The sequence below is a fragment of the Actinomadura scrupuli genome (assembly GCF_050971785.1).
GTDB lineage: Bacteria > Actinomycetota > Actinomycetes > Streptosporangiales > Streptosporangiaceae > Actinomadura_E > Actinomadura_E scrupuli.
On sequence record NZ_JBPCCU010000004.1, the window covers coordinates 156,303 to 171,451 of the forward strand.

The window sequence follows — 15,149 nt, forward strand, 5'->3', positions numbered from 1 at the left end:
TGATCATCACGAGTCGCGAAGGGGGGTGGTCCAGCCCAGGATCCCGGCGACGGTGCGTGCCGCGGGGCCGGCGCGCTCCCCGTCGAGATCGTCGTCGGGCGCGCCGGACACCGCGTGCGGGGCGGTGTCCAGCCGCCGTACCCGCTCGCCGATCGAGCGCCGCTCGGGCGCGGCGTAGCCGGAGAAGGTACGGCGCAGCAGCGGCAGCACGTCGGTGAACGAGCGTTCCGGCAGCCCCGAGATCCACTCGTCGACCAGGCGGAGCAGGGCGTCGTCGTGCACGAGCACCAGCCCGCCGCCGGCCAGGAACCCCTCGATCCAGGCCGCCGCCCGGGCGGGCGTCGCGCCGACCGACACCGCCCTGGCCATCCGGTCGGGGACGTCGTCGAGCCGGCCCGCGTCGCGCAGCAGCCGGGTCAGCCGGCCCTCGATCAGCCCGTGCAGCCCCGGTCTGTCGATCATGCTGGTCAGGGCGTCCTGCCACCGGGCCACATGACCGGTCCGGCCCGTCGCGGCGGTGCCGCCGGTGCCGGCCTCCGGGTCGCCGGTGTCCAGCAGGGCGAGGGCGCCGTTGACCTCGTCGATGTGCTTGAGCAGCGCCCGGGCGGCGTCGTCGTCCAGCCCGCCCGCGGCGGGGGAGAGGCCGACGCAGACGCGCACGACCAGCCCGTCCACGACCGCCCCCAGCGATCGGGTGTCGGTGCCCCGCACGTCGCCGTAGCGCAGCGCCCGCACCAGCGCCGGCAGCGCCGCCATCAGGTGGACCACGTCGGTGTCCGCGGCGGCCCGGTCGGCGAGCGCCCGCATGACCAGGGGCAGCGCCTGGCCCAGGTCGGCCAGCAGGCAGCGCTCGGCCAGCCCGGTCAGCCGGGGCAGCGCGCCCTCGTCCGGCACGGTGCCCGTGCCCGCGCCGGCGGCCAGCCGGCCGGCGAGCGCGACCGCCTTGGCGCCGGCGGCCTCCCGCACGGTCGTGCCCCAGGCTCCGGCCTCGATCAGGTCCACGTCGAACTCGGGCTTCCAGAGCAGGCTCCAGCTCTCCCGGAAGGTGCCCTTGCCGCGGCCGGGGTCCTGCTGCGGGGTGCCCCAGCCGACGCCGAGCAGGCCCAGCCGGTGCAGCAGCCTGCTGCGCTCCAGGTCCGTCGGCTTGCGCAGGTCCAGGTCGAGGTCGGTGCCGCGGGCGTCCGGCCGGAACTTCAGCCGCCGCTGCTGGGCCTGCAGGTCGCGTTGCAGCGGCACCATCGGAGTGCTGTCGGGGACGGCCCCGAGCCGCTCGCCGACCACCATGCGGCGCTGGATCAGCTCCAGGGGGAGCTCCGCGCCCTCGCACAGCACCGCCCGGGTGGCCTCGGTGACCTCCTCCAGCCCGGCCAGGGGGCGTCCGCGCAACGCCGCCAGCGCGTCCGCCAGCCGTACGGCCTCGATGACGTGCGCCGACGAGACCGGCAGGTCCTCCTCGCGCAGCACCCGGGCCGCCTGCGTGAGCCAGCGTTCGATGGGCCGGTCCGGAGCGGAGAAGAGGTGGTGGTACCAGCCGGGCGAGCGCACTCCCGCGCCGTAGCCCGACCAGCTCGCCAGGCGGCCGTGCGTCCACGGCACCCAGGTGAGGTCGACCTTGACCTTGGGCAGCCCGCGCAGGAGCCGGTCGTCCTTGCCGGCGCTGGTGGCCGAGGAGCGGGACGTGCTCAGCGCGGCCTCGATCGCCGGGACGTGCCAGGCGCCGCAGACCACGGCCACCCGCTCGAAGCCCTCCTTGAGGGCGCGGCGGAGCGTCCGGCGCATGTACGCCTCCCGGCGCTCCTCCCGCCGGGTGTAGTCCGCCGGCATCGGCGGGGCGTGCTCGCGCAGGGTCCGCATCGCCTCCGCGATGGCCTGGAACGGCGACGGCCCGGCGCCGCGGTGCTCGACCACGTCGTCCCACCAGCGCTCGGCGTCGTCGTAGCCGGCCGCCTCCGCGAGCCATCCCAGCGGATCCATCCGCACCAGCTCGGCGGGGGCGGGCAGGTCCTCCGGATCCGGGGACCCGGGCTCCGATCCCGCCTCCGGGCGGTCCCCGGGCAGGCCGTCGCCGGGCAGGGCGGCACCGGGCGGGCCGTCACCGGACGGCCCGTCGCCGGGTGAGCCGCTCTCGGGTGAGCCGCCCTCGGGCGGTTCGGCGAGGGGGGCCGGAGTCGGGTCCGCCAGCTGGTGGGCGGCGGGCAGGTCGCAGAACCGCACCGGCACGTCCGCGGCCATGGCGTAGCGGACGGCGTTCCACTCGGGGGAGAACTCGGCGAACGGCCAGAACGCCGCCCGCCGCCCGGAGCCGCCGGCGGGCCCGGCGTCCGACCCGGCCGGCTCGGGGGCCGCGCCTGCGGGCCCGGGGACGTACGCCAGCAGCGCGACCGGGGGGACCATGCCGGGCTCGGCGGCCAGCCCGACGATCGCGTCGGCCTCCGGCGGTCCCTCGATCAGCACGAGGTCCGGCTTGAACTCCTCCAGGGCCCGGCCGAGGGTGCGGGCCGACCCCGGCCCGTGGTGCCGGATCCCGAAGGTCCGCACCTGGGCGGTCAAGAGACCTCCCGGCAGGCCCGGTAGAAGTCACGCCACTCGGGGCGCTCGCGGACGACGGTCTCGAGGTACTCCTGCCAGACGACCCGGTCCGACACCGGGTCCTGGACGACGGCTCCGACGATGCCGCCCGCCACGTCGGCCGCCCGCAGCACCCCGTCGCCGAAGTGCGTGGCCAGCACCCGGCCGCTGGTGATGACCGAGATGGCCTCGGCGGTGCTCAGGGTGCCGCTGGGCGACTTGAGCTTGGTCCGGCCGTCGTCGGTGCGGCCGGACCGCAGCTCACGGAAGACGGTGACGACCCGGCGGATCTCCTCCAGCCCGGCCAGGGTGCCGGGCAGCTCCAGGGACGCGCCGAGCTGGTCGACCCGGCGGGCGACGATGTCGACCTCGTCGTCGGCCGAGGCCGGCAGCGGCAGCACCACCGTGTTGAACCGGCGGCGCAGCGCGCTGGACAGCTCGTTGACGCCCCGGTCGCGGTCGTTGGCGGTGGCGATGACGGTGAAGCCCTTGCGCGCCTGGACCTCGGTGTTCAGCTCGGGGACCGGCAGGGTCTTCTCCGACAGCAGGGTGATGAGGGCGTCCTGCACGTCCGAGGGCATCCGGGTGAGCTCCTCGATGCGGGCCACCGCGCCGGTCCGCATGGCGCGCATCATCGGGCTCGGCACCAGCGCCTCCTCCGAGGGCCCGTCGGCGAGCAGCCGGGCGTAGTTCCAGCCGTACCGGATCGCCTCTTCGGAGGTGCCCGCGGTGCCCTGGACCAGCAGTGTCGAGTCGCCGCTCACCGCGGCCGCCAGATGCTCCGACACCCAGGTCTTGGCGGTGCCGGGCACCCCGAGCAGCAGCAGTGACCGGTCGGTGGCGAGCGTCGCGACGGCGACCTCGATCAGGCGGCGCGGCCCGACGTACTTCGGCGTGACGGCGGTGGCGTCGGGCAGCTCGCCGCCGAGCAGGTAGGTGGTCACCGCCCACGGGGACAGCCGCCAGCCCGGCGGCCGCGCCCGGTCGTCGTGTTCGGCCAGCCGGGCCAGCTCACCCGCGTACTGCTGCTCGGCGTGCGGGCGCAGCACCGCTTCCTGCGGCGAGGTCATGGCAGCTCCTTCGGTTCACGCTGTTCAGGTCGGTGATGCCGGGTGCGTGCCGGGCGCACGACGGCGGGTACGGTCACTACGGCGGGCCCGGCAGGAGTTCCCGCACCATGTCGTGGCGGAAACGCAGGGTCTCGGTCAGCTCGGTGAGCGGCCAGCAGCCGGGATGCCGGCGGCCGAGCTCGTCCAGCCGGGGGGCGACGTCGGGGGTGAGGCGCTCGTCGGCGAGCCGGCACAGCTGGGCCAGGAAGCGGGCGGAGTCGCCGTGCGCGCCGCCGGACCCGGCCGGGGCGACGTGCCGCAGCTCCTCGGCCAGCACGCCGAGCACCGTGTCGGCCAGGGTGCCGGTCCACGGCGCGGGGATGCGGTCGAGCACCCGCAGCAGGTCCACCTTGCCGTCGACCCAGCGGGTCAGGTCCGCGGCGGCGGAGTCGCGCTCGGGCTCGGGGAGCACGCCGAGCAGATCGGCCAGCGCCTCGACCTCCTCCAGCACCACCCCGCCCTTGAGCAGCGCCTGGGCCCAGCGAGCGTCGCGCTGGCGTACGGCGGCGCGCGCCCAGCCGAGGTGGACGTCGCGGGCGAAGTCGTCGGCGATGGGCAGGCACACGACCTCCATCGGGCTCGCCGGGCCGTGGGCGCCGAACAGGGCCGTCCAGGTGGCCAGCGGGGTGCGCGCGATGATCTCCCGCAGCCACGCGGCGCGGGTGCCGACCGGCGCGCCGGAGCGGCTGTCGGGCACGAAGGAGCCGGCCGGGTGGAAGGGCACGCCGTCGCGCCCCATGCCCTCGTCGTGGCCGTCCGGGGGCCGGACGACCACCCAGGTCTGGGTGCGCTGCCGCACGGTCCGCCGCTCGGGCCGCAGGCAGGACCGGGCCCGCTCGGCCATCCGCTCGCCGTAGGCGGACCCGGGCAGCCGGGCGAGCAGATCCGCGGCGACGGCCCGCACGTCCTTGGCCCGGTCGTCGAGGGCGTGCTCGAGGAACTCCTCGTCGGCGCCGGACAGGCCGTGCTCGAAGGTGGCCAGGAACGCCACCCGGTCGGCGGCCGGCTCCTTGGCCCAGGTCTCGGCCAGGGCGGTGCGGGCCCGCTCCGGATACTCGGCGCGCAGCCCGCGCAGCCGGGCGACCCGCTGCCCCCGGGTGCCGGTCTCCCAGACGTCGGGCTCCCCGTCCTTGCCGCCGGCCGGCTCCCGGGCGGTCGTCACCTCGGCGGTGAGGTAGGCCCAGTCGGGGTTCTGCAGGGCCAGCCAGAGCCCGCGGCGCCCGGCCGCGGCGGCGATGCGCGGGCGCAGGGTCCGGTCGCCGCGGCCCTTCTCCAGCAGGTCGGGCAGCAGCCGGGCGGGCACGCGGTAGCCGCAACGGGCGGCGGCGTCGAGCCACTCGGGCAGCATCCTGATCTGCCGGCCGTCCAGGATCTCGCGCAACCGGCGGGCGGCCTCGGGCCCCACCGCCGGCAGGGTCTCGGCGGGCGCGGGCGCGATCGGCTCGGCCCGCAGCGCGCGCAGCCCGGCCCGCCGCCCGGCCGTCAGCACCGCGGCCTGGTCGAGCAGCCGGCCCGCCGGATCGGCGGACCCGCCGGTGGCCGGGGCCTCGGGCAGCGCCGGGGCCCGCCGCCGCTGGGTGCCGAGTAGTGCGGCGGTGACGTGCTCGGTCCAGATGCTCACAGGACGAGGACCCCTTCTTCTTCGTGCCAGGCCGACAGTGCCCGCAGGCCGCGGGGGGACCACTCGCCGGAGACGGTCAGCGGGCCGCCGCCGGAGACCGCCAGCAGCCGCCAGGGATCCGTCGCGTCGAGGGGCAGCGCGTCCCCGTGCGCGTCGACGAGCCGGTGGTCACGCGACAGCCGTACGTCGCCGAGCACGGCGGGCCAGCGGTCCAGCCACGGGTCGAGGGCCAGCGCCGCGGCGTACTCCCGGAGGAACTCGCCGACCGTGCCGCCCGGCGGCGCCGCCGGGCCGGGCGCGCCGTGCCGGGTGGCGATCAGGGCGCGCAGCGGCTGGGCGCCCGGGTAGAAGGCGAGGTCGGCCTCCACGGCGGTGCCCGCCACCAGTGAGGAGTCCAGCGGCCGGCCCGGCGCCGCGAACGACAGCACCAGCGCGGGCCGGCGGGTCCGCAGGCCGCGCAGCCACACCCTGCGGGTGATGAGCCGGTCCTGCTCGGTGTCGCGGATCCCGGCGACGTACCACCGGTCCCGGACGGCCGGGCCGCTCAGCACCTCCTCCTGGCTCATCGTGAAGCCGACCCGGGCGCGCACGGTCTGCCGCAGCGGCTCGGGCAGCTCGGCCTGCCGCCGGTAGGCCCGGGTCAGCAGCCGCAGCAGCGCGTACTCCTCCAGCAGCCGCTCCGGCCAGGCCGCGCCGCCGCCCTGCCGGCGGGGGATGGCGGCCAGCGACTTGATCTGGCCCGCCAGCGCGCCGGCCTGCGCGTCGACCAGCCGCCGGGCGGCGTCGTCCCAGAGGGAGTACGGTGCCTGCTCGGCCTGGGCGAGACCGTGCGCGACCTGGTCGCGCAGCCACCGGTCGAGCTCGTCGATGCCCTCCTCGACCCGGCGCTCCCGCCGCTCGGCGGTCTTCGGGTCCCGGGTCCTGACCGCGCCCGGGGCCGTCTCGCGACGCTCCTGGGCCTGCTGCGCCCGCTCCTGCCGCTGGGCCAGCCACTCCTGCGCCCAGCCGGGCCGGGCGCCCGCCGGGACCGCGCCGTCGCTCCACAGCAGCAGCAGGCCCAGGGCGTGCTTGCACGGGAACTTGCGGCTCGGGCACGAGCACCGGAACGCCGGCTCGGACAGGTCCACGCCGGTCCGGTAGAGGCTGGAGCCGCTGCCCTGGCACTCGCCCCAGACCGCCTGCTCGTCACAGCCCGCACCGCTCCAGAGGGCGGGCTGGGCGACCTTGCCCGCCGCCTTGCCCGATGACGCGTCGGGTGCCAGCCCCAGCACCTGCTCTCGACCCCACCGTTCGCTCACACCATCGAAACTATCGGTCCTCGCGGACATTTCCGATGCGTTCCCCGGCTACCGTCGGGGCATGCTGATTCATCCTTGGGACGCCGCCGTCGACGACGAGGAATGGCGGCTCTGGCTCCGTGACGGCCGGGACTTCGGGCAGCTGATCGCCCCGGGCCGGGGGCGGGAGCTGCCGGTGGTGGTGCCCACGCATTTCCTGTACGACGGGGACCGCTCGATCCGGCTGCACCTGGCCAGGCCCAACCCGGTCTGGGCCCACCTGGAGGAGCACCCGCGGGCCGTGCTCACCGTGATCGACGACTACGTCTACGTGCCCGCGGAGTGGAACGCCGACGAGGGCCGGCCGCCGGAGCAGGGCGTGCCCACCTCCTACTACGCGACGGTCCAGCTGAGCTGTGACGTCCGGATCGTGGACGACCCGGCGGAGAAGGCCGGGATCCTCAACGGCCAGCTCGGGCACTTCGAGCCGCCGGGGTCCGCCCGGGAGCCCGTGGCGGCCGGCGACCGGCTGCTGGCCGGGATCCGCGGGCTCGACCTGACCGTCACCGCCGTGCGGGCCAAGTTCAAGTTCGGCGGCAACAAGAGGTCACCGGTGCGGGAACGGGTCGCCGGAAGGCTGGCGGAGCGCGGCTCGGCCGCCGACCGGCGGGCCAGGGACCATCTCCTCCGCCGCCCGGGCCCCTGATCCGGGCCCGCCGGGCCGTCTCAGCGGCCCGGCAGCTGGGGCAGCAGGGAGGTGTCGGGGGCGAGCAGCCGGCCGCCGGCCAGCAGTGCCGCCAGAGCCACCAGGCCGAACAGGAACACCCAGGTGAGGCCGGGGACGCCGGTGAGATGGGCCAGCTGGTCGGCGTCCGAGGCGGGCGCCATCCGCCGGGACCGCAGCCGCTGCAGCTCTATCACCGGGCGGGCGCCGGCGAACAGCAGGAACCACGCGCCGAGGTAGGCGAACCCGGCCTGGACCTCCTCGTTGCCCAGCCAGGACACCGCGAAGATGATCGCTCCCGTGCCGACCACGGACAGCACGCCGTAGGCGTTGCGGATCATGATGAGCATGACGCCCAGCAGGGCCAGGGACGCCCACAGCATCAGCGTGATCCGCCCCACGCTGAGCAGGGCGGCGAAGAACAGGCCGAGCAGCGGGGGAGTGACGTAGCCCGCCATCGCGGTGAAGACCATGCCGGGCCCGTGCGGCTTGCCCCGGGAGACCGTGACGCCGGAGGTGTCGGAGTGCAGCCGGATCCCGTCCAGCTTGCGGCCGGTGATCAGCGCGACCAGCGCGTGACCGCCCTCGTGCGCGATGGTCACCACGTTGCGGGCGACCCGCCAGGTGGGGCTGTGGGCGACCGCGAGGAGCGCGACGAGACCGACCAGGATCACCAGCCACCACGACGGATCGTCCTGGGTACCGGTCACTCGGTCCCAAAGCTGGCTTATGTTCGCTGTATCCACGTCCGCCCTCAGGGGTAGTTCTCGTCGGGGTTCGTCCCAAAGAGTAGGACGTCGGGGCCCCTCCGTACGTTCGGACGCTGACGTTCGGAGGAGGTGTTCGGTTACGGCGTGGGGGCGGCGCCGGACAGCAGGGCGCCGACCGCCTCGACGACGGCGGTCAGGCCGGACAGCGGCCGGATCATGACGGTGAGCTCGGTGATCAGCCCGTCCGGGCCGTATCGCAGGAAGTCCGCACCCTGGATCTCCCGGGTGCCCACCCGCGCCTCGAACATCAGGACCTCGAGATCGCCGTCGCGGACGCCGGCGGTGTACCGGAAGTCCTCGAACACCCGCAGGACCGCCCCCAGCACCTGCGCGGCCGCCTGCCTGCCCTGGTAGGGCCGGTGCACCGCCGGACTGCGGAACTCGACGTCCGCGGCGAGCGTGGCGACGACCGCCGGCAGGTCGCCGGACTCGACGGCGGTACGGAAGGCAGAGGACATGGATCGGCTCCTTAGGCGGGCGTGGTTCACCTCAGACCATAACCCCACCGCCCGGCGGCGCCCCCTCGGCCCGGAATCACCGCATATTTCGAGGAATAGAGTTATTCGTGGCAAGGGAATGGTGAGGTAATGGTTGCCACAAGTCAGTGGACGGCATGAGGGCGGGTTCCTAGCCTCGGGGCGGCGGTCAATGGCCCAGAGGAGTTCCCCCGTGGTGGAAGAGGTTTCCGCGAAGTCCGAAATGGACCAGCGATATCCCGAGCTGGTTCGCCTGGCGTATTTGGTGCTGCCCGGCGACAGGCCCCGTAAATACCGGCTGGCGCTGGCTCGGCGGATCGTCGACGAGAGTTTGCCGCAACGCGCCGTGCGCAATCCCGGCAAGGCCTATGTGCAAGTGCGCACCCGGGTGCTGGCCAAGGCGATGCGGCCGCGATGGCGGCTGCGAGTCGGCCTGGGACGCTGGCTCAGCGCCCTCCCCGCGGCGCTTCCGGAGAGCGCGCAGACCGATCCGCTGATCGGGCTGACGCCCGAGGTGCGCGCCGCGTACGTGCTGCGCACCGTGGAGGAGATGCCCTACTACGCCGCGCACGACCAGCTCGTCGCGCTGGGCGTCCGGGACGCGCGTACGGCGCTGAACGAGGCGGCGGAGGTGGGGGAGCCGGCCGGGCACATCGCGGGGCTCTCGGTGGTCCGCGGGCCGCGGCGGCGCCCCGTGCTGCCGGTGGCGGTCGCGTCCGTGCTCACCGTGGTGCTCATCGGCGGCATCGTGCTGACCGAGAACCGCCATCGCGACGCCCAGCGGAAGGCGGGCGGCGACGAGGTCGTCATGGCCGGAGCGCAGGCCTGGACGCGTGCCGGGCACGCGCTGGCCGTCTGGCCCGCCCGCGGCGATCTCGTGTCGAACAGGGACTTCGTCGCCGCGGCCCTGACGACCTGGCGGCGCGCCGTCGCGCTCAAGGCCCACGACGGTGCGGCGGGCGGCCCGCCGCGCGGGCGCCCTCAGGTGCTGTACGCGGGCCGGGTGGGCGGCACGCCGGTGGCGTTGCTGTCCGACGGCGGGCGGGTCGCCCGGTACGTCCAGGCCGCCGGGCACCCGACCGTCGAGCTGTTCCCCGCGCCGCGCGGCGGGACGACCCCGCTGGTGCTGACCGACGGCCGCTACCTGCTGCCCCCCTGGGTCCTCGCGGCGCGGGCGTCGGCCCCGGGCCGGCCGGCGCGGCCGGTGACGATCGAGGACGGCGTGGCCGCCGTGCCCTCCGGAGACGCCGGGGATTCCGCGGACTGCGCCGGCGGGCCGGTGCTGGCGCTGCGTGAGCCGGACGGCGAGCACACCGTGGCGGATCTGGAGGGACTGGCGCTGACCGAGGTCCGGCTGCCGCCCGATCCGCCGGCCTGCGCGCTGCCCGCGCCCGACCGGGCCGTGGCCGCCGGGGCGGTCACGGAGTTCTGGGCCGGGCGGCTGCCCGGAGGCGTGCGCGCGCGCTGGCTGTGCTCCCGCTACACCTACCTCGACGGCCGTACGGTCGCGCACGCGACGCTGTTCGAGAAGGGCGGCGAGCGTCATCCGACCGGCGACTGCGGCGACGTCCGCGGCGGCGAGGTGAGCGGCCTGTGGTGGCGTCCCGGGCGCCGCTGGCTCTACGTCGCGGCCGCCAGCGAGGGCTTCAAGCCGGAGCTGACCGGGAAGTTCAAGGACACCGGCCATGAGCACGGCCTGCTGGTGGCCAAGGGGCCGAAGGGGCCCCGGCGGCCGAAGGAGCCGGTGACGCTGAGCGCCCGGGCACGTTGATCACCCGGGGGCGGTCAGGGCTCGCTTACCCGGATCGGGCACACTGGGCCGAACGAGGTTCAGTCGAGAGGGGTGTCCATGGGCAAGGGGCCGCTGACCGGAGTCCGTGTCATCGAGCTGGCCGGGATCGGACCGGGTCCGTTCGCCGCCATGCTGCTGGCGGACCTCGGCGCCGAGGTCATCCGGGTCGACCGCGTGTCCGCCGTGACGCCGATCATGGATCCCGGCACCGACTTCACCAACCGCGGTAAGCGCTCCATCGGCGTGGACCTCAAGAGCGACAAGGGCAAGGAGGTCGTGCTCCGCCTGGTGGAGCAGGCCGACGTGCTCATCGAGGGTTTCCGGCCCGGCGTCGCCGAGCGCCTGGGCCTCGGCCCCGAGCAGTGCTCCGAACGCAACCCCAAGCTGGTCTACGGCCGGATGACCGGCTGGGGCCAGGAGGGCGCGCTGGCACAGAGCGCCGGCCACGACATCGGCTACATCGCGATCACCGGGGTGCTGCACGCCATCGGCCGGGCGGGCGGGCCACCGCAGGTGCCGATGAACCTGCTCGGCGACTTCGCCGGCGGCAGCATGTACCTGGTGGTGGGCGTCCTGGCCGCCCTGCTGGAGGCCAAGACCAGCCGCCGCGGCCAGGTCGTCGATGCCGCGATCGTGGACGGCACGGCCCATCTGTCCACCTTCATCCACGGCTTCCTGGCCGGCGGGCTCTGGCGGGACGAGCGCGGGGTGAACATGCTCGACACCGGTGCGCCCTGGTACGACGTGTACGAGACGGCCGACGGCCGGCACATGGCGGTCGGCGCGCTCGAACCGCAGTTCTACGCCGAGTTCCTGCGGCTCCTCGGCCTGGAGGGCGTGCAGGGCCTGCCCTCCCAGCACGACCGGGACGGCTGGCCGGAGCTGCGCGAGCGCTTCGCGGCGGCGTTCAAGGCCAAGACCCGCGACGAGTGGGCGGAGATCTTCCTGCCCGGCGACGCCTGTGTGGCCCCGGTCCTGTCGCTGGAGGAGGCCGCCCAGCACCCGTACAACACCGAGCGCGGGGTCTTCGTCGAGCAGGGCGGCCACGCACAGCCCGTCCCGGCGCCGAGGTTCTCCCGCAGCAGCCCCCAGATGGGCGGATCCCCGGCGCTGCCTGGGCAGCACACCCAGGAGGTGCTCACCGATCTGGGCTTCGGTGACATCGAGGAGCTGCTCGCCGCGGGCGTCATCGCCCAGGCCTAGGGGGGACATGTTCGAGCCGAGCGGGGAAGAGCGGGCGATCGTCGAGGTGGTCGCCGCGTTCGTCGACGAGCGGGTCCGGCCGGTGGCCCGCGACCTCGAGCACGCCGACACCTACCCCGAGGAGCTCATCGAGCGGATGAAGCGGCTGGGCGTCTACGGGCTGCTGGTCCCGGAGGCCTACGGCGGCACCGAGGTGTCGGTGCCGTGCTTCGCGCTCGTCACCGAGCAGCTGGCGCGCGGCTGGATGAGCCTGGCCGGCGCGATGGGCGGGCACAGCGTGGTGGCCTTCCTGCTGCGCGAGTTCGGCACCGAGGAGCAGAAGGCCGCCTACCTGCCGAGGCTGGCGACCGGCGAGCTGCGCGCCACCATGGCGCTGACCGAGCCGGAGGGCGGCTCGGACCTGCAGGCCATCCGCACGCTGGCCCGCTCCGACGGCGCGCACTACGTCGTCGACGGCGTGAAGACCTGGATCTCCAACGCGCGGCGGGCGGGCCTGATCGCCCTGCTCTGCAAGACCGACCCCGCGGCCGACCCGCCGCACCGGGGGGTGAGCGTGCTGCTGGTCGACGGCGGCTACTCCGTCTCCCGCGACCTCCCCAAGCTCGGTTACAAGGGGGTCGAGTCGTGCGAGGTGGTCTTCGACGGCGTACGGGTGCCGCGGACCGCGGTCCTCGGCGGGGCGGAGGGCGCCGGGTTCGCCCAGATGATGCGGGGCCTGGAGGTCGGCCGGATCCAGGTGGCGGCGCGGGCGCTGGGCGTGGGACAGGCGGCCTTCGACGACGCGTTCGCCTACGCCCAGCAGCGGGAGACGTTCGGGACCCCCATCTGGCGTCATCAGTCGATCGGCAACTACCTGGCCGACATGGCCACCTCGCTGCGGGCCGCGCGCCTGCTCACGCTGGACGCGGCGGCGCGGCTGCAGCGCGGTGAGCGCGCCGACCTGGAGGCGGGGATGGCGAAACTGTTCGCCTCCGAGACCGCCATGACGGTGGCCATGAACGCGCTGCGCATCCACGGCGGCTACGGGTACTCCACCGAGTTCGACGTCGAGCGCTACTTCCGCGACGCCCCGCTCATGATCGTCGGTGAGGGCACCAACGAGATCCAGCGCAACGTCATCGTCCGCCAGCTCATCGCCCGCGACGGCCACTGACCCGGGCCGGGAGGCCGCTCATGCTCGACGGACTTCTGCCGGACGGCCCTCTGCTCGACGGGCTCCGGGTGCTGGAGATCTCCAGCTTCGTCGCCGCGCCGCTGTGCGGGATGACGCTCGCGCAGCTCGGCGCGGAGGTGATCCGGGTGGACCCGCTCGGCGGCGCCCCCGACGTCCGCCGGTGGCCGCTGGCGGAGAACGGCACCAGCATCTACTGGGCCGGGCTCAACAAGGGCAAACGCTCCATCGCCCTCGACCTGCGCGCCCCGGCGGGACGCGAGCTGGTCGCCCGGCTGGCCGCCGAGACCGGCATCGTGGTCACCAACGCCCGTTTCCCCTCCTACGAGGACCTGGTCCCGGCCCGGCCGGACCTCATCCACCTGCGGATCGAGGGCCACCACGACGGGCGGCCCGCCGTCGACTACACCGTCAACGCCGAGACCGGCTTCCCGCTCACGACCGGGCCGGGCGAGCTCACCGGGCCGGTCAACAACGTGGTGCCCGCCTGGGACCTGGCCTGCGGGCTGTACGCGGCGGTCGGGATCCTGGCGGCCGAGCGCCACCGGAGCCGTACGGGGGAGGGGCGGGCGATCCGGCTGCCGCTCGCCGACGTCGCCCTGGCCACCGCCGGCAACCTCGGCTACCTCGGCGAGGCGGCGGTCAACGGGGTCGACCGGCCGCGGATCGGCAACCATCTGTACGGCGGGTTCGCCCGCGACTTCGCGACCGCCGACGACCGGCGCGTCATGATCGTGACGCTCACCCCGCGGCACTTCGCCGACCTGGGCCGGCTCACCGGGCTCACCGAGGTGTTCGCGGAGCTGGCCCGGCTGCTGGGCGCCGACTTCGGCCAGGACGGCGACCGCTACCGCCACCGGGAGACCCTCGCCGCGCTGCTGGAGCCCTGGTTCGCCGAGCGCCGCTACGCCGAGGTGGCCGAGGGGCTGGGCGGCACGTCCCTGCTCTGGTCGCCGTACCGCACCTTCACCGAACTGGTGGCGGACGCGGCCGGCAACCCGCTGCTCACCGTGCTGCACCAGCCCGGCATCGGGCCCCTGCCGGTGCCGGGATCGCCGCTCGACACCGGCGGCGACCGGGGCGCCGCGCCGGCGTCCGTGCCCGGCGCGGACACCGACGAGGTGCTGGCCGACCTGCTCGGCCTGGGCCCGGCGGAACTCGCCGCGCTGCGCGCCGGGGGTGTCCTCCCGCCGTCCTGATCGCGCGGCCGGCCGGCCCCGCGGATCGCCGGCCGGAGCCGGGAGCCGCCGCGGCCGTGAGCCGGCGCCGGCCCCGTGCGCGTCGTTGTGACCCGCCGACAGCCGGTTGTGACCTGGCTTACAACCGGCCCCCGCGATTGCGCCGCTCTCTCACAAGCGAAAGAGAAATGGCGGCTTTAACGTATCCGTCACATGGTTGAAGCCGACGGGTTTGGCAGTCCGCCGGCTTTCTGGAAACGGTGCTTCCAAGCCTTTCGTGCTGCCCTGATGTGGGCTGCCTGAATGATGTTCAAGCCGTTCTGCGTTTCCGGAGCGCTCTCTGCGCCTGCCGTTTCTCCTGTCCGCAGAAGGAGCGTAGATGCGATTTCGTCGCCTGAGGTCATGGGGTGTCGTCGCAGCAGCACTGCTGAGCACCCTGACTTTCACCACGGTCCTTTCCGGGACCGCTCACGCAGAGCTCTCCCCCTCCGGGGCGAACGACTGGAACTGCAAGCCATCGCTCCTGCACCCCAGGCCCGTCGTGCTCGTGCACGGCACCTTCGAGAACATGGCCTTCAACTGGCAGAAGCTCTCACCGGAGCTGAAGAAGCAGGGCTACTGCGTCTTCGCGCTCAACTACGGCGGCACCTACGACGCCCCGATCCAGGGCACCGGTGACATCGCGACGTCCGCCGGGCAGTTGTCCGCCTTCGTGGACAAGGTGCTCGCCGCCACCAAGGTGTCCAAGGTCGACATGGTCGGGCACTCCCAGGGCGGCATGATGCCGCGCTACTACCTGAAGTTCCTGGGCGGCGCGTCCAAGGTCAACCACCTCGTCGGCATCGCCCCCTCCAACCACGGCACCGACCTCAGCGGGCTGGTGACCCTCGGCAACCTGCTCGGGCTCACCGGGCCGATCGCCAAGATCTGCGGGCCGGCCTGTGAACAGCAGGTCGTGGGCTCCGACTTCATCACCAGGCTGAACGCCGGTGGCGACACCGTTCCCGGCCCGAGGTACACGGTGCTGGCCACCAAGACCGACGAGGTGGTCACCCCGTACACCACGCAGTTCCTGAGCGGCTCGAACGCGCAGAACTTCATCCTGCAGGACAAGTGCGCGAACGACAACAACGCCCACGTCGGCATCATCTTCGACCCCGTGATGATCAAGTTCGTGGAGAACGCGCTCGGTTTCTGGGGCCCGAACGGGCCGATCAACTGCTCCAACCCGCTGGGCTGACCCACGGCACGGAAAAAGGC

Annotated in this window: 12 protein-coding genes; 6 read left to right on the plus strand and 6 right to left on the minus strand. The window is 74.3% G+C overall.

What is annotated here, in order from left to right; genetic code table 11:
* Positions 1 to 6: 6 nt before the first annotated feature.
* The 4 genes from ACRYCC_RS19985 to ACRYCC_RS20000 form a co-directional block, all read right to left on the minus strand.
* Positions 7 to 2,550, minus strand: coding sequence for a DUF5682 family protein (locus tag ACRYCC_RS19985; protein ID WP_433814180.1), 2,544 nt, complete (start codon positions 2,548 to 2,550; stop codon positions 7 to 9).
* Positions 2,547 to 3,638, minus strand: a complete 1,092-nt coding sequence (locus tag ACRYCC_RS19990; RefSeq protein WP_433814182.1) for an ATP-binding protein — start codon at positions 3,636 to 3,638, stop codon at positions 2,547 to 2,549. The genes ACRYCC_RS19985 and ACRYCC_RS19990 overlap by 4 nt, the downstream gene beginning before the upstream one ends.
* Before the next feature lie 76 nt (positions 3,639 to 3,714).
* Positions 3,715 to 5,298: a DUF5691 domain-containing protein gene (locus tag ACRYCC_RS19995; protein WP_433814183.1), complete on the minus strand. Its 1,584-nt coding sequence runs from the start codon at positions 5,296 to 5,298 to the stop codon at positions 3,715 to 3,717.
* The gene (locus ACRYCC_RS20000) at positions 5,295 to 6,596 is read right to left on the minus strand and encodes an SWIM zinc finger family protein (protein ID WP_433814185.1); all 1,302 of its coding nucleotides are present in this window, start codon (positions 6,594 to 6,596) and stop codon (positions 5,295 to 5,297) included. Before ACRYCC_RS20000 ends, ACRYCC_RS19995 begins: the two co-directional genes overlap by 4 nt.
* Positions 6,597 to 6,657: 61 nt before the next feature.
* On the opposite strand from ACRYCC_RS20000, the gene ACRYCC_RS20005 reads away from it, so the two are divergent.
* On the plus strand, positions 6,658 to 7,281 hold the full coding sequence (locus tag ACRYCC_RS20005) for an FMN-binding negative transcriptional regulator (RefSeq protein ID WP_433814187.1): 624 nt from the start codon (positions 6,658 to 6,660) through the stop codon (positions 7,279 to 7,281).
* Between the two features lie 20 nt (positions 7,282 to 7,301).
* On the opposite strand, the gene ACRYCC_RS20010 is transcribed toward ACRYCC_RS20005, so the two are convergent.
* Positions 7,302 to 8,009 carry a M50 family metallopeptidase gene (locus ACRYCC_RS20010; RefSeq protein ID WP_433814189.1) on the minus strand — a complete coding sequence of 236 codons (708 nt, stop codon included), beginning with the start codon at positions 8,007 to 8,009 and terminating at the stop codon, positions 7,302 to 7,304.
* Positions 8,010 to 8,146: 137 nt separating this feature from the next.
* Positions 8,147 to 8,527 carry a nuclear transport factor 2 family protein gene (locus ACRYCC_RS20015; RefSeq protein WP_433814191.1) on the minus strand — a complete coding sequence of 127 codons (381 nt, stop codon included), beginning with the start codon at positions 8,525 to 8,527 and terminating at the stop codon, positions 8,147 to 8,149.
* A 211-nt stretch (positions 8,528 to 8,738) separates the two neighbouring features.
* Between ACRYCC_RS20015 and ACRYCC_RS20020 the strand changes: the two genes are divergently transcribed.
* The 5 genes from ACRYCC_RS20020 (at position 8,739) to ACRYCC_RS20040 (ending at position 15,129) form a co-directional block, all read left to right on the plus strand.
* The gene (locus ACRYCC_RS20020; protein ID WP_433814193.1) at positions 8,739 to 10,316 is read left to right on the plus strand and encodes a hypothetical protein; all 1,578 of its coding nucleotides are present in this window, start codon (positions 8,739 to 8,741) and stop codon (positions 10,314 to 10,316) included.
* A gap of 78 nt (positions 10,317 to 10,394) precedes the next feature.
* Positions 10,395 to 11,540 (plus strand): CaiB/BaiF CoA transferase family protein, encoded by a 1,146-nt coding sequence (locus ACRYCC_RS20025; RefSeq protein ID WP_433814195.1) that lies wholly within the window; start codon positions 10,395 to 10,397, stop codon positions 11,538 to 11,540.
* A 7-nt stretch (positions 11,541 to 11,547) separates the two neighbouring features.
* Positions 11,548 to 12,693: an acyl-CoA dehydrogenase family protein gene (locus ACRYCC_RS20030; protein WP_433814196.1), complete on the plus strand. Its 1,146-nt coding sequence runs from the start codon at positions 11,548 to 11,550 to the stop codon at positions 12,691 to 12,693.
* A 20-nt stretch (positions 12,694 to 12,713) separates the two neighbouring features.
* Positions 12,714 to 13,910: a CoA transferase gene (locus tag ACRYCC_RS20035; RefSeq protein ID WP_433814198.1), complete on the plus strand. Its 1,197-nt coding sequence runs from the start codon at positions 12,714 to 12,716 to the stop codon at positions 13,908 to 13,910.
* Positions 13,911 to 14,268: 358 nt separating this feature from the next.
* Positions 14,269 to 15,129, plus strand: coding sequence for a lipase family alpha/beta hydrolase (locus ACRYCC_RS20040; protein WP_433814199.1), 861 nt, complete (start codon positions 14,269 to 14,271; stop codon positions 15,127 to 15,129).
* The last annotated feature ends 20 nt before the right edge of the window (positions 15,130 to 15,149 follow it).